The sequence below is a fragment of the Jiangella rhizosphaerae genome, assembly GCF_003579925.1.
GTDB lineage: Bacteria > Actinomycetota > Actinomycetes > Jiangellales > Jiangellaceae > Jiangella > Jiangella rhizosphaerae.
Map to the genome: position 1 here is coordinate 14838 of NZ_QUAL01000440.1, position 21903 is coordinate 36740.

Annotated in this window: 24 protein-coding genes; 11 read left to right on the forward strand and 13 right to left on the reverse strand. The window is 72.8% G+C overall.

What is annotated here, in order from left to right; genetic code table 11:
• Window positions 1–17 precede the first annotated feature (17 nt).
• Entirely contained in the window at window positions 18–1172 is a 1155-nt protein-coding gene (locus tag DY240_RS30815) for an ABC transporter ATP-binding protein (protein ID WP_119663461.1), read from the forward strand.
• A 4-nt stretch (window positions 1173–1176) separates the two neighbouring features.
• Here DY240_RS30815 and DY240_RS30820 read toward each other — a convergent pair whose 3' ends face one another.
• The gene (locus DY240_RS30820) at window positions 1177–1761 is read right to left on the reverse strand and encodes a hypothetical protein (RefSeq protein ID WP_119663462.1); all 585 of its coding nucleotides are present in this window, start codon (window positions 1759–1761) and stop codon (window positions 1177–1179) included.
• 94 nt (window positions 1762–1855) lie between these two features.
• Between DY240_RS30820 and DY240_RS30825 the strand changes: the two genes are divergently transcribed.
• Window positions 1856–2707 carry an alpha/beta fold hydrolase gene (locus tag DY240_RS30825; RefSeq protein ID WP_119663463.1) on the forward strand — a complete coding sequence of 284 codons (852 nt, stop codon included), beginning with the start codon at window positions 1856–1858 and terminating at the stop codon, window positions 2705–2707.
• 1 nt (window position 2708) lies between these two features.
• Here DY240_RS30825 and DY240_RS30830 read toward each other — a convergent pair whose 3' ends face one another.
• The 5 genes from DY240_RS30830 to purD all read right to left on the reverse strand — a co-directional run bounded on the left by DY240_RS30830 (window position 2709) and on the right by purD (window position 6298).
• Window positions 2709–3185, reverse strand: coding sequence for a DUF3180 domain-containing protein (locus tag DY240_RS30830; RefSeq protein ID WP_119663464.1), 477 nt, complete (start codon window positions 3183–3185; stop codon window positions 2709–2711).
• A gap of 19 nt (window positions 3186–3204) precedes the next feature.
• Entirely contained in the window at window positions 3205–3771 is a 567-nt protein-coding gene (folK, locus tag DY240_RS30835) for a 2-amino-4-hydroxy-6-hydroxymethyldihydropteridine diphosphokinase (RefSeq protein WP_119663465.1), read from the reverse strand.
• Entirely contained in the window at window positions 3768–4130 is a 363-nt protein-coding gene (gene folB / locus DY240_RS30840; protein WP_119663466.1) for a dihydroneopterin aldolase, read from the reverse strand. The genes folK and folB overlap by 4 nt, the downstream gene beginning before the upstream one ends.
• A gap of 69 nt (window positions 4131–4199) precedes the next feature.
• Window positions 4200–5057: a dihydropteroate synthase gene (gene folP, locus DY240_RS30845; RefSeq protein ID WP_407659452.1), complete on the reverse strand. Its 858-nt coding sequence runs from the start codon at window positions 5055–5057 to the stop codon at window positions 4200–4202.
• On the reverse strand, window positions 5057–6298 hold the full coding sequence (purD, locus tag DY240_RS30850; protein WP_119663467.1) for a phosphoribosylamine--glycine ligase: 1242 nt from the start codon (window positions 6296–6298) through the stop codon (window positions 5057–5059). The genes folP and purD overlap by 1 nt, the downstream gene beginning before the upstream one ends.
• Window positions 6299–6353: 55 nt before the next feature.
• On the opposite strand from purD, the gene DY240_RS30855 reads away from it, so the two are divergent.
• Entirely contained in the window at window positions 6354–7130 is a 777-nt protein-coding gene (locus tag DY240_RS30855) for a tyrosine-protein phosphatase (RefSeq protein WP_119663468.1), read from the forward strand.
• Window positions 7131–7137: 7 nt separating this feature from the next.
• On the opposite strand, the gene DY240_RS30860 is transcribed toward DY240_RS30855, so the two are convergent.
• Window positions 7138–7734, reverse strand: a complete 597-nt coding sequence (locus DY240_RS30860) for a GNAT family N-acetyltransferase (RefSeq protein ID WP_233552941.1) — start codon at window positions 7732–7734, stop codon at window positions 7138–7140.
• A 67-nt stretch (window positions 7735–7801) separates the two neighbouring features.
• On the opposite strand from DY240_RS30860, the gene DY240_RS30865 reads away from it, so the two are divergent.
• Window positions 7802–8395: a GNAT family N-acetyltransferase gene (locus DY240_RS30865; RefSeq protein ID WP_199702799.1), complete on the forward strand. Its 594-nt coding sequence runs from the start codon at window positions 7802–7804 to the stop codon at window positions 8393–8395.
• A 4-nt stretch (window positions 8396–8399) separates the two neighbouring features.
• Here the strand turns inward: DY240_RS30865 and DY240_RS30870 are convergent, their stop codons facing one another.
• The 3 genes from DY240_RS30870 to fbaA form a co-directional block, all read right to left on the reverse strand.
• Complete coding sequence (locus DY240_RS30870; protein ID WP_119663471.1) at window positions 8400–9686, reverse strand: adenylosuccinate synthase; 1287 nt, start codon at window positions 9684–9686, stop codon at window positions 8400–8402.
• A 78-nt stretch (window positions 9687–9764) separates the two neighbouring features.
• A complete protein-coding gene (locus DY240_RS30875; RefSeq protein ID WP_199702800.1) occupies window positions 9765–10175 on the reverse strand; it encodes a DUF3151 domain-containing protein in 411 nt (136 codons plus the stop codon).
• Window positions 10175–11197, reverse strand: coding sequence for a class II fructose-bisphosphate aldolase (gene fbaA / locus DY240_RS30880; RefSeq protein ID WP_119663473.1), 1023 nt, complete (start codon window positions 11195–11197; stop codon window positions 10175–10177). The genes DY240_RS30875 and fbaA overlap by 1 nt, the downstream gene beginning before the upstream one ends.
• 208 nt (window positions 11198–11405) lie before the next feature.
• On the opposite strand from fbaA, the gene DY240_RS30885 reads away from it, so the two are divergent.
• The 6 genes from DY240_RS30885 (at window position 11406) to DY240_RS30910 (ending at window position 17667) form a co-directional block, all read left to right on the forward strand.
• The gene (locus DY240_RS30885) at window positions 11406–11672 is read left to right on the forward strand and encodes an HPr family phosphocarrier protein (RefSeq protein ID WP_119663474.1); all 267 of its coding nucleotides are present in this window, start codon (window positions 11406–11408) and stop codon (window positions 11670–11672) included.
• A 137-nt stretch (window positions 11673–11809) separates the two neighbouring features.
• On the forward strand, window positions 11810–12535 hold the full coding sequence (locus tag DY240_RS30890) for a FadR/GntR family transcriptional regulator (protein ID WP_158603067.1): 726 nt from the start codon (window positions 11810–11812) through the stop codon (window positions 12533–12535).
• A 99-nt stretch (window positions 12536–12634) separates the two neighbouring features.
• Window positions 12635–14443 carry a pectate lyase family protein gene (locus DY240_RS30895; RefSeq protein WP_147375595.1) on the forward strand — a complete coding sequence of 603 codons (1809 nt, stop codon included), beginning with the start codon at window positions 12635–12637 and terminating at the stop codon, window positions 14441–14443.
• Between the two features lie 66 nt (window positions 14444–14509).
• On the forward strand, window positions 14510–16480 hold the full coding sequence (locus DY240_RS30900; protein ID WP_119663477.1) for a heparinase II/III domain-containing protein: 1971 nt from the start codon (window positions 14510–14512) through the stop codon (window positions 16478–16480).
• Between the two features lie 112 nt (window positions 16481–16592).
• Window positions 16593–17225, forward strand: a complete 633-nt coding sequence (locus tag DY240_RS30905) for a hypothetical protein (RefSeq protein ID WP_119663478.1) — start codon at window positions 16593–16595, stop codon at window positions 17223–17225.
• Window positions 17226–17229: 4 nt separating this feature from the next.
• Window positions 17230–17667, forward strand: coding sequence for a hypothetical protein (locus DY240_RS30910; RefSeq protein ID WP_119663479.1), 438 nt, complete (start codon window positions 17230–17232; stop codon window positions 17665–17667).
• Here DY240_RS30910 and DY240_RS30915 read toward each other — a convergent pair.
• Window positions 17664–18314: a class I SAM-dependent methyltransferase gene (locus DY240_RS30915; protein WP_119663488.1), complete on the reverse strand. Its 651-nt coding sequence runs from the start codon at window positions 18312–18314 to the stop codon at window positions 17664–17666. The genes DY240_RS30910 and DY240_RS30915 overlap by 4 nt on opposite strands.
• 10 nt (window positions 18315–18324) lie before the next feature.
• Window positions 18325–18699 carry a hypothetical protein gene (locus DY240_RS30920; protein WP_119663480.1) on the reverse strand — a complete coding sequence of 125 codons (375 nt, stop codon included), beginning with the start codon at window positions 18697–18699 and terminating at the stop codon, window positions 18325–18327.
• 148 nt (window positions 18700–18847) lie between these two features.
• Between DY240_RS30920 and DY240_RS30925 the strand changes: the two genes are divergently transcribed.
• Entirely contained in the window at window positions 18848–21397 is a 2550-nt protein-coding gene (locus DY240_RS30925; protein ID WP_119663481.1) for a polysaccharide lyase family 8 super-sandwich domain-containing protein, read from the forward strand.
• 1 nt (window position 21398) lies between these two features.
• Here the strand turns inward: DY240_RS30925 and DY240_RS30930 are convergent.
• The coding region (locus tag DY240_RS30930; RefSeq protein WP_199702801.1) for a ribonuclease H family protein at window positions 21399–21903 on the reverse strand (505 nt) is incomplete at its 5' end.

The following is a 21903-nucleotide window of genomic DNA, read 5'->3' on the forward strand; positions in this document are numbered from 1 at the left end:
ACGCTACCGAAGAACCGATGATTCGTCTCGACCGCGTGTCCAAGAGGTACCCCGACGGCACCGTCGCGGTACAGGAGCTGACCCTCGAGGTGCGGCGCGGCGAGCTGGTCGTCCTGGTGGGGCCGTCGGGCTGCGGCAAGACCACCACCATGAAGATGGTGAATCGCCTGGTCGAGCCGACCGCCGGCCGCATCGTCGTCGACGGCGTCGACGTCACCGACGCCGACCCCGTCGCCCTGCGCCGCGGCATCGGCTACGTCATCCAGAACGTCGGGTTGTTCCCGCACCGCACCATCGAAGAGAACATCGCCGTCGTCCCCGAGCTGGTCGGCTGGCCGCGCAAGCGCCGCCACGAGCGGGCGCGCGAGCTGATGGAGCTGGTCGGGCTCGACCCCGCGGTGCACGGCCCGCGCTACCCCCACGAGCTCTCCGGCGGCCAGCGGCAGCGGGTCGGCGTGGCCCGCGCGCTCGCCGTCGACCCACCCGTCCTGCTCATGGACGAGCCGTTCAGCGCCGTCGACCCCGTCGTGCGGGCGCAGCTGCAGGACGAGTTCCTGCGGCTGCAGGACGACGTCCGCAAGACCATCCTGTTCGTCACGCACGACATCGAGGAGGCGGTCCGGCTGGGCGACCGCATCGCGGTGTTCAAGCAGGGCGGCCGGCTGGAGCAGTTCGACACGCCGGCGGCCATCCTCGGGGCGCCGGCGACGGAGTTCGTGGCCGACTTCGTGGGCGCCGACCGCGGCCTCAAGCGGCTCTCCGTCACGCCGATCACCCGGGCCGACCTCGAGCACCCGACGGTGGTCCGCGCCGACGACGACCTCACCGCCGCCGGCGCCGCTCTGGGCGACGAACGGTGGGCGGTGGTGCTCGACGCCGACGGCGGGCTGGCCGGCTGGGTCGGTCACGACATGCTGACGGGCACCGGGAAGGTCCGCGACCACGCGCGGCGCATGGAGGCGTGGGTGCAGCTCGACGACAGCCTCAAGGTGGCCTTCGCCGAGATGCTGCAGTGGAACGCCGGCTGGATCGCCGTCCTGGACGACGACGACCGCTACCTGGGCGTACTGACGCCGTCGACGCTGCACACGGCGCTGCGACGGTCGGTGGAGGCCGAAGCCAACGACGTCGCCCGGGCCGAGGTGGTGCTCGAGACCGTGCAGAACGCCTGACGGATCAGGCGCTGCGCTCCTGGCGCTCGACCGGGGCCGGCTTCTTCTTGCGGTCGGCCTCGGGCAGCAGCTCGGTGTTCTTGTCCTCCCACTTGATGAGGTCGACCACCGTCGGCGCCTCGGAGAGGTCGGGCCACAGGTCGTTCCACTCCGCGCCCTCGGCCAGCCGGGCCAGCTCGACGCTCGGGGTGGACGCGCCGGGGCGGGCGCTGCGGGCGGCGGCGATCTCGGCCTCGAGCAGATCCAGCCGCGACCGCATGACGTCGATGCGCTCGGAGGCGACGTCGAGCAGGCCGACCATGTGGTCGGTGAACTCGCGGTGCTCCTCGGAGTAGCGGGCGTGCGCCTCGGAATACTCGGCCGCCTGCTCGGCGCGGACCGTGGCCACCTCGATGCGCAGCCGGCGCTCCAGCCGGAGCACGAACGCGCCCAGGACCGCCGCCGCGACGGCGCCCACGGCGGCCGCGATGCGCGGCCACGGCCCGTCGAGGACCATGGCGGCGACCGTCAGCGCGATCGCCGCGGCGGGTGCGGCGACGGCGAGCAGACGAACAGCAGTGAGACGACGGCGGTGACGGACGGAGGCCATGGGCGTCACCGTACCTTCTGGGAAGGCGCGAATCGGACTTCACACGCCGCGCCACACCGGGAACTTCCGTCACGCGCGGGTTACGGTGCTGGCCATGCCGAGCGTGCGTGTCAACGGGGTCGATCTCGCCTACGACGATGCCGGGTCCGGGCCGGTGGTGGTCCTCGTCCACGGGGCGCTGGGCGACCGCCGGATGTGGGACCACCAGTTCGCCGCCCTCGCTTCTCGTCACCGCGTCGTCCGGTACGACTGGCGGGGGCACGGGGAGTCCGGCGACGCCGCCGGGGAGTTCGCCCACCACGCCGACCTGCTGGGGCTCATGGACGCCCTCGGCATCGAGCGGGCGGCGCTGGCCGGCAACTCCTACGGCGGCGCCTACGCCCTCGACGTCGCGCTGGCCGCGCCCGAGCGGGTCACGTCGCTGACGCTCATCGCCTCCGGCCTGTCCGGGCACGAATGGCCGGCGGAGATGCTGCGGTTCGCCAGTGAGCGCGTCCTCGCCGCCGTGCCGGCCGAGCGGCTGCAGCGCTACCGCGACCGCACCGCCGGGCACGTCGACCCCGCGGACGTCGCCGCGATGGCCGAGGCGCAGCTGCGGCTGATGGTCACGGGACCGAAGCGGGAGCCGTCCGACCTCGACCCGGACGTGTGGGACCGCGCCACGACCATGTGCCGCCTGGTGTTCGAGCGCGAGTGGGGCGGGCCCGCCTCCACCGAGCTGGGCGCGCGGCCGCCGGCGAAGGGCCGGCTGCACGAGGTCACCACGCCGACGCTGGTGATCAACGGGCTGGCCGACCTGCCCTGGATCCAGGACGTCTCGGACCTGCTCGGCACGAGCATCCCCGGCGCGGAGCGGGTCGACCTCGACGACACCGGCCACCTGCCGCAGCTGGAGCGTCCGGCCGAGGTGACCGCGCTGCTCACGAACTTCCTGGCCGGCCGCTGACTCACGCCGGGTGGGCGCCGCCGTTCTCGTCGTCGGACGGGGGCGGGACCTCGCCGGCGCGTTCGAGGCGGACGGCGGCGACCGTCAGCACGACGGAGGCCACGACGACCACGGCGGAGAGGACGGCGCGGTTGCGGCCCATCGGCGAGTCGAGGTGGTCGAGGGCCAGCAGCCCGAGCCCGGCGTAGACACCCACCAGCAGAGCGCCGAAGTAGGCCGACGCCTTCGCGAGCGCGACCGAGCGCGCCACGCGCAAGGCGTCGATGCGGCGGTCGAAGCGCCGCTCGGTGATCCAGCCGCGCACCGCCCGGGCGCCGGCGAGCATGCCGATGGCGAGGAAGAGCAGGAGCAACGGCAGCACCCACGGGATCGGCGGGAGCGCGCCGGACGTCGCGTCGACCACTCGGCCGATCGACCAGCCGATCGGGACCGCCACCAGGGCGACCCAGATCAGCGAGCCGATCCTCGTCCGCTGCACGGTTGTCGCGACTCGGGCGTCAGGCCGGGATCTCGAGGGTCTCGTCCAGCCGGCGCACGCCCGTGGCGTCGACGGCGGAGCTGAGCTCGACGACGCGGCCCAGCCCGGGCACGGAGAAGTCGGGGTCGACGTCGGCCCACGGGATGAGCACGAACGCCCGCTCCGCCAGCCGCGGGTGCGGGACGCGCAGGTCGTCGTCGTCGGAGGTGACGTCGCCGACGGCGAGCACGTCGATGTCGAGGGTGCGCGGGGCGTTCGGGACGTCGCGGGTGCGGCCGTAGGCGGACTCGGTGGACTGGGCCCGCTCGAGCAGCGAGCGCGGCGACAGCGTGGTGTCGACGACCAGGACGGCGTTGAGGAACTTCGGCGACCCCTCGGGGGCGTCGACCGGCTCGGACTCGTACACCGGCGACACCGCCACCGGCACGATCTCGGACGAGTCGGTGAGGGTGTCGACGGCCGCCTGCAGGAACTCGATGCGGTCGCCGAGATTGCTGCCCAGCGCGAACGCCGTGCGCCGCAGCGGGCGCAGATCACCGGTCAGGGTGTCGGCGTCGACGACGTTGGGGTTGGGGACATTGGTCACGTTCTGGCCCTTCGAATCGTCACGGTCACGTCGTCGAACGGCACCGTCATCGGCGCCTCCGGCTTGTGCACGGTCACTTCCGCCGCCTCTACCCTGGGATCGTCCAGGCAGAGGTCCGCGATGCGCTGGGCGAGGGTCTCGACCAGTCGGACCGGCTCCCCCGAGACGAGGCCGACCACCCGCTCCGCAAGACTGCCATAGTCGACGGTGTCGGTGAGGTCGTCGCTCTCGGCCGCCGCACGGGTGTCGACGCTCAGCGCGACGTCGACGCGGAACAGCTGGCCGTTCTCCCGCTCGTGGGCGAACCAGCCGTGGCGTCCGCGCGCGGTCAGGCCGCGCAGCTCGATGCGGTCAGGCACTCCACGACCCTAGCCGCCCGCACCCACTCCTCGCGCCCCCGTCCGGGGGTGGGATTGGCCACGATCCCGTCATCCCTGCGCCAGCCGGGCCGCCACCCGCACCGCGTCGAGCGTCGCCGGGACGGTGTGCACCCGGACGCACCAGGCGCCGGCCAGCGCGCCGATGGCCGACAGCGTGTCGGTGGCGGCGTCGCGGCCGGCCGGCGGGCGCCGTTCGCCGGTCTCCGGGTCGGCCAGCAGCTCGCCCAGGAACGTCTTGCGCGACGCCGCGACCAGCAGCGGAAGCTCGAGGGCGTGCAGTTCGGCCAGCCGCGACAGCAGGGTCCAGTTGTGGTCCCAGGTCTTGGCGAAACCGAGCCCCGGGTCGACGGCGATGTGCTCGGGCCGCACCCCGGCGGCCAGGGCGGCGTCGACGCGCGGGCGCAGCTCCGCGACCACGTCCGCGACGACGTCGCCGTAGACGGCCTGCTCCTGCATGTGCTCGGAGTGGCCGCGCCAGTGCATCAGCACGACCGGCACGTCGGCGTCGGCCACGACGCGCAGCATGTCCGGGTCGGCCAGCCCGCCGGACACGTCGTTGACCAGCCGCGCGCCGGCCTCCAGGGCGGGCGCGGCCACCCCGGCCCGCATGGTGTCGACGGAGACGACGGCGCCCGCGGCGGCCAGCTCGCGGATGACCGGCAGGACGCGGCGCCGCTCCTCGTCCGGCGACGGACGCCGCGCGCCGGGGCGGGTGGACTCGCCGCCGACGTCGACGAGGTCGGCGCCCTGCTCCATCAGCTGCAGCCCGTGCTCGATCGCGTCGCCGGGCTCGAACCAGAAGCCGCCGTCGGAGAAGGAGTCGGGTGTCACGTTCACCACACCCATGACCAGCGTGCGCGGCGGCTGCGGGAGCCCCGCGACGTAGCGCAGCGGCCGTCCGGCCATCATCGGCTCTGCAGCGCGATGTCGGTGCGGTGGTGGCTGCCGTCGAGCCTGATGTGGCCGACGGCCTCGTACGCGCGCGACCGCGCCTCGTCGATGTCGCCGCCGACCGCGGTGACCGACAGCACGCGGCCGCCGCTGGACACGACGGTGCCGTCGGCGTCCAGCCGGGTGCCGGCGTGCAGCACCTCGACGCCCTTGACGGCGGCGGCCTCGGACAGCCCGCCGATGGGGTCGCCGGTGCGCGGCGCCGCCGGGTAGCCGTGCGCGGCGACGACGACGGTGACCGCGGCGCCGTCCTGCCACACCGGTTCCGGGTGCTGCGCGAGCGTGCCCGTCGCCGCGGCCCGCAGCAGCCCGCCGAGCCCGGACCGCAGCCGCGCCAGCACCGCCTGCGTCTCGGGGTCGCCGAACCGGGCGTTGAACTCGACCACCCGGACGCCGCGCGAGGTCAGCGCGAGCCCGGCGTACAGCAGCCCGGCGAACGGGGTGCCGCGGCGCAGCATCTCGTCGATGGTCGGCTGGACGACGCGCGCCATGACGTCGTCGACCAGGCCCTCGGGCGCCCACGGCAGCGGCGTGTAGGCGCCCATGCCGCCGGTGTTGGGGCCCTCGTCGCCGTCGTAGGCACGCTTGAAGTCCTGCGCCGGGGTCAGCGGCACGGCGACCCGGCCGTCCGTCACGCAGAACAGCGACACCTCCGGGCCGTCGAGGTACTCCTCGATGACGACGCGCCCGCAGGCCTCGGCGTGCGCCAGCGCGGCCTCGCGGTCGTCGGTGACGACGACGCCCTTGCCGGCGGCCAGGCCGTCGTCCTTGACAACGTACGGCGCCCCGAAGCGGTCCAGCGCGTCCTCGGCCTCGGCGCGAGTCTCGCAGACCACGGCCATGGCCGTGGGCACCCCCGCCGCGGCCATGACGTCCTTCGCGAAGGCCTTCGACCCCTCCAGCCTGGCCGCTCGTCCGGACGGCCCGAAGCAGGCGATGCCGCGCGCCTTGACGGCGTCGGTGACGCCCGCGACCAGCGGGCCCTCGGGGCCGACGACGACGAGGTCGGCGCCGAGCCGGGCGGCGAGGTCGGCCACGGCCTCGGGCTGCTCGGCGACGACGGAGTGGACCGCGACGTCCGCGGCGATGCCGGCGTTGCCGGGCGCGGCGTGCACCTCGGACACCTCGGGGTCGCGCAGCAGGCAGCGCACGAGGGCGTGCTCGCGCGCACCGGAACCGATGACGAGTACCTTCACGGACGCCGACCCTATCGGGAGAGGGTCGCGACATCATCGACTACCGTGGACGGTGATGAGCGAACGATGGATCGATCTCGTCGGCGCGGTCAACGTCCGCGATCTCGGCGGGCTACCCACCACCGACGGCCGCGTCACCCGCTTCGGCCAGGTGCTGCGCTCCGACAACCTGCAGGACCTCATCGACGACGACATCGACCGGCTCACCGGCGAGCACGGCCTGCGCGACGTCGTCGACCTGCGCACGACCTTCGAGGTGACGTCCGAGGGCCCGGGTCCGCTGACCCGCGTCCCCGAGGTCACCGTCCATCACCTGTCGCTCTATCCCGAGGTCGGCACCACCACCGACGTCGAGGCCGACAGCGTCCTGCCGTGGACCGGCAAGGACGGCAACGACGCCATCTGGGTGAACTCCGGCGTCTACTACACGAACTACCTGCGCCACCGGCCGGGCAACGTCGTGGCGGCGCTGCGCACCATGACGGCCTCCGACGGCGCCACGCTGGTGCACTGCGCGGCCGGCAAGGACCGCACGGGCGTGGTCTGCGCGCTGGCGCTGTCGGTCGTCGGGGTCGACCGCCAGGCCGTCGTCGACGACTACGTCCAGACCGGCGAGCGCATCGACGCCATCATGAGCCGGCTCAAGGCGACGGCCACCTACGCCGCCGACCTCGAGGGCCGGCCCAACGACGCCAACCTGCCGCGCGCGGAGTCGATGCACACGTTCCTCGACTTCGTCGACACCGAGTTCGGCGGCCCGGACGGCTGGCTCCAGCTGCACGGCTGGACCGCCGACGACACCGCCGCCCTGCGCACCCGCCTCGTCGGCTGACGCGCGGTCAGCGCGCCAGCGCCGCCTCCAGCCGTTTGCGCACGCCCGGCCACTCGGCGCTGAGGATCGAGTAGTAGACGGTGTCGCGCCAGGTGCCGTCCGGGCGGCGCATGTGGTGACGCAGCACGCCCTCGCGAACGGCGCCCAGCCGCTCGATGGCGCGCTGCGACCGGACGTTGAGGTGGTCGGTCTTCAGTGCCACCCGCTCCAGCCCGAGCGTCTCGAACGCGTGCCCGATGACCAGCAGCTTCGTCGCCGTGTTCACCTCGGTGCGCCACCAGGCCGGCCCGATCCACGTCGACCCGACCTCGACCCGCCGGTTCGCCGCGTCGACGTCGAGGTAGGACGTCGACCCGACGACGCGGCCGTCGGCGCGGCGGCGGATCGCCCACGGCACGACGTCACCGCTGGCGACCGCCGCGAGCGTCCGCTCCAGCGGCCCGGCAAGGCTGCCGTCCGAATCCGGCCGCCAGGTGGCCACCCAGCGGAACAGCTCGTCCGGCTCGGAGACGGCCGCGGTCAGCTCGTCCAGATGACCCGGCGTCAGCGGCTCCAGCTCGATCCAGTCGTTGGCCAGCGGCACGGTGGTGATGGCGGTGGTCACCGAGCCATCATCGCCGACCGCGTGCCACCATCGGACCGACGACCCCATCGGCAGAGGAGCTCGCCTCGTGATCATCCGCCCGTACGCGCCCGGCGACGACGACGCGCTCTACGACATCTGCCTGCGCACGGGTGACAACGGCGGCGACGCCACCGGCCAGTTCGCCGACCCGCGGCTGCTCGGCGAGATCTTCGTCGGCCCGTACCTGCGGTTCGAGCCCTCGTTGGCGTTCGTGATCGACGACGGCGCGCCGGCCGGCTACGTGCTCGGTGCCCGCGACACCGTGGAGTTCGAAGCGGCCTGCGAACGCGAGTGGTGGCCGCCGCTGCGCGAGAAGTACCCGCCGGGCTCCTTTCCGGCCGGCACGCGCGACGCGCACTACGTCGAGGTGCTGCACCAGCGGGGCACCCCCGACCCCGCCGTCGTCGCGGACTATCCCGCCCACCTGCACATCGACCTGCTCCCCCGCGCCCAGGGCCGGGGCCTGGGCCGAGGGCTGATCGAGCGGCTGCTCACGGCGCTGCACGAGGCCGGCGCGCCCGGCGTCCACCTGGGCGTCGGCGCGGCGAACACCCGCGCCATCGCCTTCTACGAGCGCATGGGGTTCCGGACGCTGCGCCGGTCGCCGAGCGGCCGCACCATGGGCCGCCCGACGACCTGACGGATCAGCGGACGAGGTCGCGGATCGCGACGATCTGCTCGCGGCCCGGCCCGACCCCGACGGCGGAGATGGGCGCCTTGCACATGTCCTCGATGGCCTCGAGGTAGCGCCGGGCGGCCGGCGGCAGGTCGTCGAGCGTGCGGGCGCCGCTGATGTCGTCGTCCCAGCCCTCGAAGTACTCGAAGATGGGGACGGCGTGGTGGAACTCCGTCTGCGTCATCGGCATCTCGTCGTGCCGGACGCCGTCGATGTCGTAGGCGACGCAGACCGGCACGGGGTCGTAGCCGGTGAGCACGTCGAGCTTGGTCACCACGAGGTCGGTGGTGCCGTTGATGCGGGTGGCGTAGCGGCCGATGACGGTGTCGAGCCAGCCGCAGCGCCGCGGCCGTCCCGTCGTCGTGCCGAACTCGCCGCCGGCCTTGCGCAGCCGCTCGCCCTCGTCGCCGAAGAGCTCCGTCGGGAACGGGCCCTCGCCGACCCGGGTGGTGTAGGCCTTGAGCACCGCGATGACGCCGTCGATGCGGGTCGGCGGGACGCCGGAGCCGGTGCTGGCGCCGCCCGCGGTCGCGTTGGACGAGGTGACGAACGGGTAGGTGCCGTGGTCGACGTCGAGCAGCGTCGCCTGGCCGGCCTCCATGATGACGACCTTGCCGTCGGTGAGCGCGCGGTCCAGCAGCAGCGCGGTGTCGGTGACCATGGGCCGCAGCCGGTCGGCGTAGCTCAACAGCTCGTCGGCCACCTCGTCGACGCTGACCGCGCGCCGGTTGTAGACCTTCACCAGCAGCTGGTTCTTCTGCTCCAGCGCGCCCTCGACCTTCTGCCGCAGGATCTTCTCGTCGAAGAGGTCCTGCACCCGCAGGCCGACGCGCGCCATCTTGTCCGCGTAGGTGGGTCCGATGCCGCGCCCGGTGGTGCCGATGCGCCGCTTGCCGAGGAACCGCTCGGTCACCTTGTCCAGCGTCCGGTTGTACGACGGGATCAGGTGCGCGTTGGCGCTCACGACCAGCCGCGACGTGTCGATGCCCCGGGCCTCCAGCGCGTCGAGCTCCTCGAACAGGACGGCCAGGTCGACGACGACGCCGTTGCCGATGACCGGCGTGACGCCCGGCGTCAGGATGCCCGACGGCAGCAGGTGCAGCGCGTAGGTCTCGCCGTCGATGACGACGGTGTGGCCGGCGTTGTTGCCGCCGTTGAACTTCACGACGTAGTCGACCTGGCCGCCGATGAGGTCGGTGGCCTTGCCTTTGCCTTCGTCGCCCCACTGGGCGCCGACGAGCACGATGGCGGGCATTGCTGGGCATCCCCCTTGCTGGACGGACCTGAGCGGGCGCGGGAGCCTCCGGTCTGGGCGGCGGCTCCCGCGTCGCGGTCAGCGGAGCGTGTCGGCGGCCTCTTCGCTGGAGTCGCGCAGGAACTGCGCGCACCGCGTGGCCTCGTCGGTCTCGCCGATGGCCTCGGCGGCCCGGCCGAGCGCGTACAGCGAGCGCAGGAACCCGCGGTTGGGCTCGTGCGCCCACGGGACGGGGCCGTGCCCCTTCCAGCCGTGCCGCCGCAGCTGGTCCAGCCCGCGGTGGTAGCCGGTGCGGGCGAACGCGTACGACGAGACGGCGTCGCCTGCGGCGAACGCGCGGTCGGCGAGGTCGGCCCACGCCGCCGAGTACGCCGGGTGCGCCGCCGCCACCGTCGCCGCGTCGACGCCCGACTCCAGCGCCTCGCGGGCCGCGGGGTCGTCGGGCAGCAACGTCTCGGGCGGCCCGGACAGCAGGTTCTCGCCCGGCATCAGCGAATCTTCTGACCGGCCGACCGCAGCTGCTGGGCCGCCTCGACGACGCGGGTCGCCAGCCCGGCCTCGGCCAGCTTGCCCCAGGCGCGGGGGTCGTAGGCCTTCTTGTTGCCGACCTCGCCGTCGACCTTCAGCACGCCGTCGTAGTTGGTGAACATGTGGTCGACGACCGGCCGGGTGAAGGCGTACTGGGTGTCGGTGTCGATGTTCATCTTGATGACGCCGTAGTCGACGGCCGCGCCGATCTCCTCGGCGGTCGAGCCGGAGCCGCCGTGGAACACGAGGTCGAACGGCTTCTCCTTGCCGTACCGCTCGCCGACAGCCTGCTGGATGTCGCGCAGGATCTCAGGGCGCAGCTTGACGTTGCCCGGCTTGTAGACGCCGTGCACGTTGCCGAACGTCAGCGCCACGATGTAGCGGCCGCGCTCACCCAGGCCGAGCGCCTCGGCCGTGGCCAGGCCGTCCTCGACAGTGGTGTACAGCTTCTCGTTGATCTCGTGGGCGACGCCGTCCTCCTCGCCGCCGACGACGCCGACCTCGATCTCGAGGATGGACTTCGCCTCGGCAGCCAGCGCCAGCAGCTCCTCGGCGACCTTGAGGTTCTGGTCGAGCGGCACCGCGGAGCCGTCCCACATGTGCGAGTTGAACAGCGGGGCGCCGCCGTTCTTCACCCGCTCGGTCGACAGCGCCAGCAGCGGCTTCACCCAGTGCTCGACGGCGTCGAGCGGCGCGTGGTCGGTGTGCAGCGCGATCTGCACGTCGTAGCTCTGCGCGACCTCGTACGCGAACGCGGAGAACGCGACGGCGCCGCGGACGCGATCCTTGATGGTCGGGCCGGAGATGTACTCGGCACCCCCGGTGGAGATCTGGATGATGCCGTCGCTCTCGGCTTCGGCGAACCCGCGGATCGCCGCGTTGATCGTCTGCGACGACGTCACGTTGATGGCGGGATAGGCGAACGAGCCGGCCTTGGCCCGGTCGATCATCTCGGCATAGACCTCGGGAGTGGCGATGGGCATAGATGCTCCGTTCCGGTCGGACGGCAGCTACCCAGCCGTCCGGGCTCACGCCCCACGACAACGGGGGGCACGCATGTCAGGCCCAGTATTCACCGTAACGGGCCGGTAACGCGAAACCGTCCGTACCGGCGCAGCGAACGAGCATGCTCGCGGCACCGGCCGTTAGGCTGGGGGCCGCACAACATACGACCTCAGCAGAGGAGACGCCGTGCCCGAGCGCACCGCAGTCGTCGCAAGCAAGGCCGGGCTGCACGCCCGGCCCGCCGCGGTCTTCGTCAAGGCCGCCGCGGAACAGCCCACCAAGGTGTCGATCCGCAAGCCCGACGGAGAGCCGGTCGACGCGTCCAGCATCCTGTCGATCATGACGCTCGGGGTCGAGCAGGGCGACCAGGTCATCCTGTCCGCCGAGGGCGACAAGGCCGACCAAGCCCTCGACGCCCTGGTCGCGCTGCTCGAACGCGACCTCGACGAGTAGCCCGGACTGCTCGCCCGACGCTGCAGGTGGCCCGTCCACCTGCAGCGTCGCTGTTTATGGGTAGGCCGGGCGCCGCTTGTGGTCCCGGACATTACTCGGTTATCCTACAAATCACCGCCATGCCGGGAGGAGTTCACGTGGCTCAGGGGGACCAACTCACGCGACTGACGGCGCTGCCGCGGCCGCCGAGCCTGCACGAGTCCGTGCAGACAGCGCTGCGCGACTACATCCTCACCAACGGACTGCGCGCGGGCGACGGCCTACCGGCCGAGGGCGCGCTGGCCCAGCAGCTCGGCGTCAGCCGCAACTCCGTCCGCGAGGCGGTCAAGGGGCTGGTGTCCCTCGGCATCCTCGAGACCCGGCGCGGCAGCGGCGTGTTCGTCAAGGACTTCTCGCTGTCCCTGCTCATCGACAACCTCCCGTTCAACCTGCTGTTCGACTACAGCGAGCTGGCCGACCTGCTGGAGGTGCGCCGCGCCGTCGAGAACGACCTCATCGAGCGGGCGGTGCGGAACATGAGCGACCGCACCCGGTCCGAGCTCGAGCAGATCCTCAGCGAGATGAAGGAGAAGTCCGAGCGGGGCGCCGACGTCCTCGACGAGGACCGCCGGTTCCACCGCACGTTGTTCGCCGACGCCGGCAACGCCGTCGCGCTCAAGCTGCTCGACGCGTTCTGGCTGACTATGAGCCGTGCGGTCGCTCAGCGCGCGGAGATCGCCGACGACCGCCCCGCCGACACCTACCGGCAGCACGACGCCATCTACCAGGCGGTGCTCGGAGGCGACGTCGCGGCCGTGCACGACGCCCTGTCCGACCACTACGACCCCATCCTGAGCCGCCTGGACCGCACCGGGCCGCTCTAGCTCGTCTCCGCTGCGCCTCCGGGCGCGGACCCCGTCGTGGTCCGCGCTCCGCTGCACCCTGCTCTCTTCCGTTCGCACCGTTGCCTTCGAGGAGTTGCCATGTCCGTGTCGCCGTTGACCCGACGTTCGTTGCTGGGAGCCGCCGGAGCCGGAGCCGTGGGCGTCGCCGCCGCGGTGCCGTCGTCGGCCGCCGATCCGGCCGGCAGCGAGGCGCTGACCGTGCCGTCGCGGGCGGCCGCGGAGCAGATGGTCGTCAACGGGCGGGTGCGGGCGCTGCGCACGTGCGGCTACGCGGCGGCCGGCGACGGCGGTGGCGCGCTGTACCGCCGTCTCGACGCCGCGCCGGCCGAGCCGGACCGCTGGCATCTGCGCACCCGCGACGGCGCGTGGTGGGAGCTGGCCGACGACGTCGTGTCGGTGAAGGCGCTCGGCGCGGTCGGCGACTACGACCTCGAGTCCGGCACCGGGACCGACGACACCGCGGCACTGCAGGCCGCGGCCCGGCGGGGCGGCACGGTGTACGTGCCCGGCACCGACGGCGCGTACCTGACGACCGACTCGATCAGCCTGCTGGTCGACGGCACGCACTGGTTCGGCGACGGGCTGCGCTCGCGGATCACGCTGGTGTCGGGGCCGGGCGGAGCCGGCGAGCTGCTGGGCATCCACGGCGCGGCGCCGTCCACGCCGGCCGGGCCGCCACAGCGCTTCGTGCAGGGCGTCCGGGTGAGCGGGCTGCACCTCGACACCAGCAACGGGTCCAACGACAACGGCCTCGGCGGCTCGTTCTGCCGCGACGTGCAGATCGACAACCTCTACTTCTCGCGCATCGGGCGCAAGGCGCTGACCTTCCAGTACCACTGTGCCAACATCCGCTGCCGCGACGTGACGGTGTACGAGGCGGCCACCGAGCCGCGGTCGACGTTCGCCGTCATCAGCATCGAGGGCCAGACCGCGGGCGTCGACCTCAGCTACTACCCCGGCGGCACGACGCGTACCGAGGACCTCGGCGGCACGGACGTCCACGACATCACCTTCAGCGACATCACCTGCCACTCGACCGGCTACAACTACGTGGTCGTCTCCAACGCGCACCGGGTCCGGTTCGAGGGCCTCGCGCTCGGCGACACCGCCGGCGCCGGGTCGTTCGTCATCTTCACCCGCAAGGTCTGGGACAGCCACGTCCGCGGCGTGCGCGGCGGGAACACGGCGCGCCGCTTCCTCGAGATCGGCGAGCAGGCCGACTCCTGCACCTTCGAGGACTTCCGGTTCGGCGCCACCACCGGCACCGGCGCCGACGGCCGGGCGATCCGCATCGGCGGCACCCGCATCCGCGTCGCCGACGGCTCGTTCCGGCACGGCAACGCGACGACGCTCGAGGCGATCCTGGTGGCCGGCGCCGACGCCACCATCACCGGCCTGCACGTCAGCGAGTGCGCGTCGCGGTACGTGCTCAACGCGCCGCCGGCCGGTGTCCGGCTGAAGCTCACCGACTCCACGTTCGTCTCCTCGGCCGGCGCGGCGTTCCGGATCAAGGGCGACCACGCCCAGCTGTCAGGCAACCACTTCCGCACCCCGGCCGGGCCGTTCGCCGGGCGGTTCGAGGGCCCCGGCAACGTGTTCACCGGCAACGACGTGGCCGGCGCGGCTCCCGGCCGCCTGGTGGTCACCGCCGAGGCGTCCGTCATCGCGACCCAGAACACGTTCGAGACCGGCGCGACGATGACGTTCGACGGCGGCAGCCTCTACGCCAGCGCCGCGTACGGCAACATCGGCCTCACCGGCCCGGCGCCGAACCTGCTGCCGCTGGCCGGCGGTGCGCTGCACGCCGACGGCTCCGGCGTCCTGCGGATCAAGGGCTCCCGGTTCACGTCCGACACCGACGGTGTGGCGGTCGGCACGCAGGCATGATCGGCTGCGCCGCTCGTTCTGTCCGACCCCCTGGTTACCATTTACATCGTCACTAGGGGGTCACCGATGTCGCTGGTCAAGGTACGCCGGCTCCATGCCGTCGTGGGCGTGGTCGCGCTCGCCGTCATCACCGCCGGGCTCACCACGCCGGCCGCCGGCGAGCCCGCTCCCGCCGCCGCGTCCGAACCGGGGGCCGGCATCGAGGTCCTGCCCGATCTGCCGGAACCCGGCGTTGCGCAGTTCGTGCCCGGCCGCAGCAACGTCGTCGAGCCGGTGGCGGCGCCGGCCCGCGACATGGAACGGCTGTCGTCCGAGCGCGCGTCCGGCAGCTACACCTGCCCGGGCTTCGGCACCATCGACGATCCCAACCCACTGGCCAACCTCTACCGCGACGTCTTCACCTGGGGTTCCTTCGCCCCGTACCGCGTCGGCAACGGCAGCGGGAACATCAACTGGCGCGCCAACCCCTACAACAACCCGAGCTGGTACATGTGGCTGCACTCGCTGCGCTGGCTCGGGCAGGGCGTCATCGCGGCCAGCCTCGGCGACCGCACCGCCATGGACCGCGTCGCCACCGTCATCCGCGACTGGGTCAACGACAACCCGTACTCCTGGCACGGCGACATCGGGGCCTACGAGGCCACCCGCTACCGCACCAACGTCATCATCTGCACACGGCAGGCCATCCTGTCCGGCCTCGGCGCCACGAGCCTGCCCAGCAAGTACGCCTGGATCGACCCCGTCCTGCGCGAGCACGCCAAGTTCCTGGTCAACCACTGGAGCGGCGCCTGGAACCACGGCACCGAGGAGAGCCTCGCGCTGTTCGGCGTCGGCTGCACGGTCAACCGCACCGACTACAAGCAGCTCGCCCAGGAGCGCCTGGCCGCCGGCATCACCACCTCCATCGACAAGCAGGGGTCCACGAACGAGCAGTCCACGGCGTACGCGCAGTTCAACTACGCGCTCTGGGGCCGGGTGTCCGAGGTGCTGCGCCAGTGCGGCGGCAACCCGGGCTCGACCATCGACCAACGCCGCGCCCTGATGGCCGTCTGGCTGGCCACGGCGACGACCTCGCTGGGCCGGCTCCACCAGATCGGCGACTCCGAGCTGATCAAGACCTATCCGTACGCGGGTACGCCGATGGAGTACGCGGCCACGCTCGGGCAGAGCGGCCCGCGCCCGCCGCGCCGGGTCGGCGTCTACGACGCCGGCTACATCTTCGGCCGCACCGGCTGGGGCCAGACCCGTCCGTTCCGGGGCGAGTCGACCTACAGCATCCGGTACGGCCCGGCCCGCGCGGTGCACGGCCACAGCGACCACATGGCCGTCACCTACACCGCACGCGGGCGCGACATCCTCATCGACAGCGGGCACGCCGGCTACCAGAACGACGCCTGGCGGGCCTGGGCGCGCAGCCCGTTCGCCCACGGCACGCTGACCGTTCCGACGGCCACCGACCGCGCCGCGGCGACCCGGATGAACCGGCACGTGCTGGAGCCGATGTCCGACTTCTTCGAGTTCAGCGACAACCCCGCCACGGGGGTCTACCGCACCCGCGGCGTCCTGTTCCTGCGCGACCCCGACCTCATCGTCACCCTCGACCAGGGGTCGTCGTCGAAGGCGCAGCAGTACCAGACCATGTGGCACCTGCCCTCCGACCAGACGGCGACCATCTACTCGCGGTCGACGGTCGTCGCCCAGGCGCCCGGCGACTCCACGAAGACGATCCTGTTCCAGATCCCGTACCGGCAGAGCCTGCCGCGGGGCGCGGCACTGGTGAAGCGGGGGCAGACGAGCCCCATCCAGGGCTGGCACTACCCGACCATCTTCACCCGCAAGGCCGCGCCGACGGTCCAGTTCGTGCGGTCGGGCACGTCGGCCTACATCCTGTCCTTCGTCGTGCCCATTCGCACGTCCGGTTCGGTGAAGTACACCACCGGCTGGTCCGGCTCGACGTTCGTCGTCAACCTCGACGTCGGCGGCGTCAAGACGTCCATCGGGGTGACGGCCGGCGGGTCGCTGGTCCGGCGCTCGTAGCGGGCGCGTCGCCGGCCGGGTTCGGCGACGGTCGGCGATTGTCCCCTGGAAGGTCGCGGACGCGTGCTAGCCTGCCGCGCGGTTCTGCCCCCTTCCTGCTGGGACGTCGCCCATGTCGTGCTCGTTCGTCCGCCGCGCCGCCGTGCTGTCCTCCGGCGTGGTCCTCGCCCTCACCGCGTCCGGCTGCGGTTCCTCCGACGACGATCCGTCCGCGGGCGAGACGGACGCGCCGGCCGCGACCTCGTCCGCGTCGTCGGAACCGTCCGCGGAGCCGGAGCCGTCTACGGAGCCGGAGCCGTCGGACACGCCGAGCTCGACACCGCCGGAGACTCCCGCGGCGACGCCGACGGCCGCCGAGACGCCGGCGGCGCCGCCGAACGGCGCGGGCGGGTCGCCGGAGACCACCGAGGCGGCGATCGCGCGGTTCGAGACCTTCCTGCACGCGCTGGGCGCCAATGACGTCACCACCATGTGCGCGATCGCCGGGCCGGCCGCGGCACAGGCCGAGGCCGACGGCTTCGGGCCGTGCGAGTCGACGATGCCGATGATGGCCGGCATGCTGTCGGAGGAGCAGTCGGCGGCGCTGTCGACGGCCACCATCGACCCCGAACTGGTCGACGACAGCTCGCCCGGCCAGGTGGTCGTCCCGGCCGAGGCCATCGTCGCCGACGTCACCTTCACCGCCGACCAGCTCGGCGACACCGTGCTCGCCTACCAGGACGGCGACTGGTTCGTCGTCGACTGACGACGTGACGCCACGGCACCGGCTGTTCCGCCTGGCGGTGACGTTCGCGGCCGGCAACCGCCCGGCCGTCGCGGACGACGCGATCGCGCTGGCCACCGACCTCCTCCTGAGCGGCGACGACCGGCCGGCCGTGGTCGAGCTGACGGCTCTGGCGCCCGGCACGTCGCGAACCGACGCGGCGCCGCTGATCGTCGGCCTGCTCGGCTCGTACGGAATCGAGGTGTCGGCGTGGCCGGAGCCGGCCGAGGCCCGAGCCCTGGCCGTGTACGCGTTCGCGCACGAGAGCCTGCCGTTCCCCGATTTTGACGCCGTCGTGCATGGCACCGAGGTCGGCGACGCCGGACTGGCGGACCTGCTGCGACGATGGGGGCTCGAGCTCGACCCGGCAGTCCGGGCCGGGCTCGAAGAGCGCATGCGGCACCTGCTGCGCGAGTCGGCCTAACCGTCCTTGCGCGCGAGGAAGTAGGCGAACGATCGGCCCGCACCCTTCGGGTTGGGCTCGTCGAGCCGCGCGGTGACCGTCAGGCCGGCGTCGGCGATCAGCGCGGCGATGCGCTCGCCCGGCAGCAGGAACCACTCGTACGAGACCGGGTGCCCGCCGTAGGCCTCAGCCGGCCGCAGGTGCTCGTCCGGACCGAGGTGGGTGCCCAGCAGCAGGTGGCCGCCGGGCGCGAGCACCCGCTGGAACTCGGCGAACACGGCGGGCAGGTGCTCGGGCGGGGTGTGGTGGGTGGAGAAGTGCGCGAGCAGCCCGCCCAGCCCGTCGTCGGGAAGGTCGAGCGCCGTCATGGACCCGACGCTGAACCGCAGCTCCGGATGAGCGGCGCGGGCCAGCTCGACCATGCGCGGTGAGAGGTCGACGCCGGAGATGTCGAGACCGTGGCCGGCCAGCTCCGCCGTCAGCCCGCCCGGCCCGCACCCGACGTCGACGACCGGGCCCTTACTCTCGGCCAGCACGATCTCGGCGAACGCCCGCATCATGGCATGGCCCAGCGGGCCGAGCCGGGACGGCGGGAAGCGCTCGGCGAAGGTGTCGGCGACGGTGTCGTAGGACGTGCTGACGGCGGCGAGGAAGGCGGGTTCGGTCACCCGGCCGAAGCTAGCCGCCCCCACCGACAGCCTCGCCCGGCAGCAGAGTCGGCAGCAGCCGTTGGAGCGCGGCCGCCTGCTGACGCAGCCGCGTGCGGACGAGCGCGGGCGAGTGCGCGTTCGACGGGACGTCCTGCGCCGGTCCGCAGCCGGCCGCGGTATAGAGATCGGCCAGCGACTGGCGGCGATCGCCGCGGACCACGACCGTGCCGAGCTCCGGCTCGCGGCCACCGTGATGGCCGATCTCGATGTGCAGGCCCATGCGGTGATACGCGATGCCATCGGAGATCCGCTCGGGCCCCTCGAACCCGGCGGCGAGCAGGAACGTGAAGAGCGCCGGCCCCTCCTCGTGGACCAGTTCGACCAGACCCGTGCGACGGCGCATCCGTCCATCATCGGCCCGCACCCGCGGAGATCTCCACGATGACGTACAGGAAGGCGAACGACTCCGGTCGACGGGCAAGCGCTTGCCCGCGGGCGATTCGTCTGTTTGACTCCGCTCTGTCAGGTCTAGACCTCTGCGAGGAGGACCCGTGGAGCTCAGCCGCCGCCGAGTGCTGTCGATCCTGTCCGCCGCGGGCCTGGCCGCGGTCGTCCACCCGCCGAGGGCGGCCGCCGACCTGGCCGCCGACGTGGCCGACGTCGCGGGCACTCCGGGCACCGACCGGATGCTCGCCAACACCGTCACGATCTTCGCCGGCACGCCCGAGGTCAACACGCACCCGGCGGTCGCCGCCAAGCTCGCGGCGATCGACCGGACCGCCGCCACCTGGCGCACGGCCCTGCAGAACGCCGGCGACGGCGAGCTGTTCGCCGGCCTGCCGCTCGGCACCAGCGACCCCAACCTCAACGCCTCCTACCAGCATCTCTACGAGATCGCCCTGGCCACCGCCACACCCGGCTGCGCCCTCCACGGCGACACGACGGCCAGGCAGCAGGTCCACGACGGCCTCGTCTGGCTGCACGACCATTACTACGGCGACCAGTCGGCGGGCTACTACGGCAACTGGTTCACCTGGGAGATCGGCATCTCGACGCACGCCGGCAAGACCCTCGCCCTCCTCGCCGCGGCGGACGCGGCGCCGGCGGACCTCGTCGCCACCTACGTCGCCTCCATGGACGCCTATCTACGCAACGGCATCGACGGCGACGTGAACCTGGACTCGCGCTTCCACACCGGCGCCAACCTCGCCGACATCACGACCAACCGGATGATCCAGGGTGCGCTGCTCGGCGACGAGGCCCGCATCCGCAAGGCCATCGAGGACCAGCTCACCGTCTTCGCGACCATCGACCCGTACGCCCTGCGCCACGGCAACACCGACGGCTACTACGCCGACGGCTCGTTCATCCAGCACCACTCGGTCGCCTACACCGGCGCGTACGGCCGGGCGCTGCTGACCCGCGTGGTGCAGACGCTGAAGATCCTGGACGGGACCGGCTTCGCCGACGGCGCCGCGCTGGCGCCCGTCGTGCAGCGGTGGGTGACCGACGGGTTCGCGCCGCTGATCTTCGAGGGCTGGATGATGGAGATCGTCAAGGGCCGGTCGGTCTCGCGGACGTCGACGGGGTACACCGACGTCGCGCAGGTGGTCGAGGCCGTCGTCGACCTCGCCGACCACGCCGACGACCCGGCCCCGCTCCGCGGCTACGTGAAGTTCATCCGGTCGACGTCGCGGGCGGCGCTGGACCCGGTGACGTTCGTCTCGCCCATCAGCATCGCGCGCTACGCCGACCTGATCGCCGACGACACCGTCGCGCCCGCCGATCTCAACCCGCCGGCCCGCTGCGTGGCGTTCAACGCGATGGACAAGACCGTGCACCGCCGCCCCGGCTACGCGTTCGCGCTGGCCCGCAGCTCGGACCGGATCAGCAAGTACGAGTACATGAGCGGCGAGAACCTCATGCCGTGGTTCCAGGGCGACGGCGCGCACTACCTGTACCTGTCCGGCCAGGACCAGACCCAGGCCTTCGGCGTCGACTATTTCACGACGGTGTCGCCGTACGGCCTGGCCGGGGTCACCGCGCCGGTCGAGGAGCGGCGGACGATCCCGCAGCTCTACGGCACGCCCTACTACGACAACCCGGGCCACCCGCTGAACTTCACGTCGTCCTCGCAGTCGCAGAACACCTACGTCTACTTCCCGCGCGGCACGAACGCCCACTCCGGCGGCGCGACGCTCGACGCGTACGGGACGGCCGCGCTCGTGCAGTCCAGCGACGTCGCCTGGGCGGCGAAGCAGGAGGGGATCCTGCCGGAGGACTTCGTCGTCTACCGCAACGCGACGGCGACGAAGTCGTGGTTCCTGTTCGACGACGAGATCGTCGTGCTCGCCGCGGGGGTCGGGGACGAGGCCGGCCGCGCGGTGACGACGACAGTCGACGCCCGCATCGCGGCGGCGACCGACCCGGTGACGGCGACCGGCGCGCTGCGGTCCGGCGGCGCGTGGACGGGGCCGGGCACGGCCGACCTCGCGTGGCTGCGCTACGCGAACCCGGCGCAGGACGCCGCCGTCGGGTACGTCTTCCTCTCCGCGCAGCCGGTCCGGATCGCCCTGGACACCGTCACCCGCAGCCGCCGGGTCGTCCGCACCGCGAACCCGGACACCGCGGTGACCAAGCGCGTGCTCGGCGTGACGATCGACCACCCGGCCGGCGCCGCACCGGCCGCGCTGGCCTACGCGGTGGTCCCGCACGCGACGGAGGCGGTCCTGACGGCGTACGCGGAGGGCCCGCTGGAGGTGCTCGCGAACACGACCGACGTGCAGGCCGTGCGCCACACCGGGCTGCGGCTGACCGGCGTCAACACGTTCACGCCCGGCCGCCACCACGCCGGCGTCCTGACCGTCGACGGGCCGGCGTCGGTGCTGGCGCGGACTCGGGCGGGCCGGCTCACCACCGTCGCGGTGTCGGACCCGACGATGAACCGCGACGTGGTCGAGGTGCTGGTGCGCGGCCGGACGCTGACCCGGGTGGCCGGCGACCGCGCCGTCACAGTCAGTCCGGCGACCGGCGGCACGCTGCTGCGGGTCGACACCCGCCACGCGTATGGGCGCAGCTTCAGCGTGACCCTGCGCGGCTAACCTACGACTGGGCCACCTTGGCGGCGACGGCGAGCTCGTCGACGAGGTCGTTCATCGGGTGGCCGGAGTGGCCCTTGACCCAGTGGAAGACGACGTCGCCGCGCTCCTCGACCATGTCGACGAGGGGTTCCCAGAGGTCGCGGTTGGCCACCGGCGTCTTGGTGGACGTGACCCAGCCGCGGGCCCGCCAGTTGCGCCACCACCCGTCGCGGAAGCAGTTGACGACGTAGGCGGAGTCGCTGACGACGACCAGCGGGCCGGACAGCGCGCGGACCGCCTCGAGCGCCGCCGTGATCTCCATGCGCTGGTTGGTGGTGCTCGGCGCGGACCCGGAGGCGAACCGCTCGCGGGACACCGCCCAGGCCCAGCCGCCGGGGCCGGGCGTGCCGGAGCAGGCGCCGTCGGTGTAGACCTCGAGGGCGCCCTCGGGCGCCACCATGGCCGGCGGGCGCGGCCGCCGGGCGCGGGTCGCCTTGGCGACCGGCTCGGCCGGGACGAGGGCGGGC

Excerpts from the sequence above, each read along its gene's own strand:
- DY240_RS30815 (WP_119663461.1), top strand. The coding sequence starts at position 18 with ATGATTCGTCTCGACCGCGTGTCCAAGAGGTACCCCGACGGCACCGTC.
- DY240_RS30820 (WP_119663462.1), bottom strand. The coding sequence starts at position 1,761 with ATGGCCTCCGTCCGTCACCGCCGTCGTCTCACTGCTGTTCGTCTGCTC.
- DY240_RS30825 (WP_119663463.1), top strand. The coding sequence starts at position 1,856 with ATGCCGAGCGTGCGTGTCAACGGGGTCGATCTCGCCTACGACGATGCC.
- folP (WP_407659452.1), bottom strand. The coding sequence starts at position 5,057 with ATGGCCGGACGGCCGCTGCGCTACGTCGCGGGGCTCCCGCAGCCGCCG.
- DY240_RS30855 (WP_119663468.1), top strand. The coding sequence starts at position 6,354 with ATGAGCGAACGATGGATCGATCTCGTCGGCGCGGTCAACGTCCGCGAT.
- DY240_RS30870 (WP_119663471.1), bottom strand. The coding sequence starts at position 9,686 with ATGCCCGCCATCGTGCTCGTCGGCGCCCAGTGGGGCGACGAAGGCAAA.
- DY240_RS30875 (WP_199702800.1), bottom strand. The coding sequence starts at position 10,175 with ATGCCGGGCGAGAACCTGCTGTCCGGGCCGCCCGAGACGTTGCTGCCC.
- fbaA (WP_119663473.1), bottom strand. The coding sequence starts at position 11,197 with ATGCCCATCGCCACTCCCGAGGTCTATGCCGAGATGATCGACCGGGCC.
- DY240_RS30895 (WP_147375595.1), top strand. The coding sequence starts at position 12,635 with ATGTCCGTGTCGCCGTTGACCCGACGTTCGTTGCTGGGAGCCGCCGGA.
- DY240_RS30900 (WP_119663477.1), top strand. The coding sequence starts at position 14,510 with ATGTCGCTGGTCAAGGTACGCCGGCTCCATGCCGTCGTGGGCGTGGTC.
- DY240_RS30905 (WP_119663478.1), top strand. The coding sequence starts at position 16,593 with ATGTCGTGCTCGTTCGTCCGCCGCGCCGCCGTGCTGTCCTCCGGCGTG.
- DY240_RS30920 (WP_119663480.1), bottom strand. The coding sequence starts at position 18,699 with ATGCGCCGTCGCACGGGTCTGGTCGAACTGGTCCACGAGGAGGGGCCG.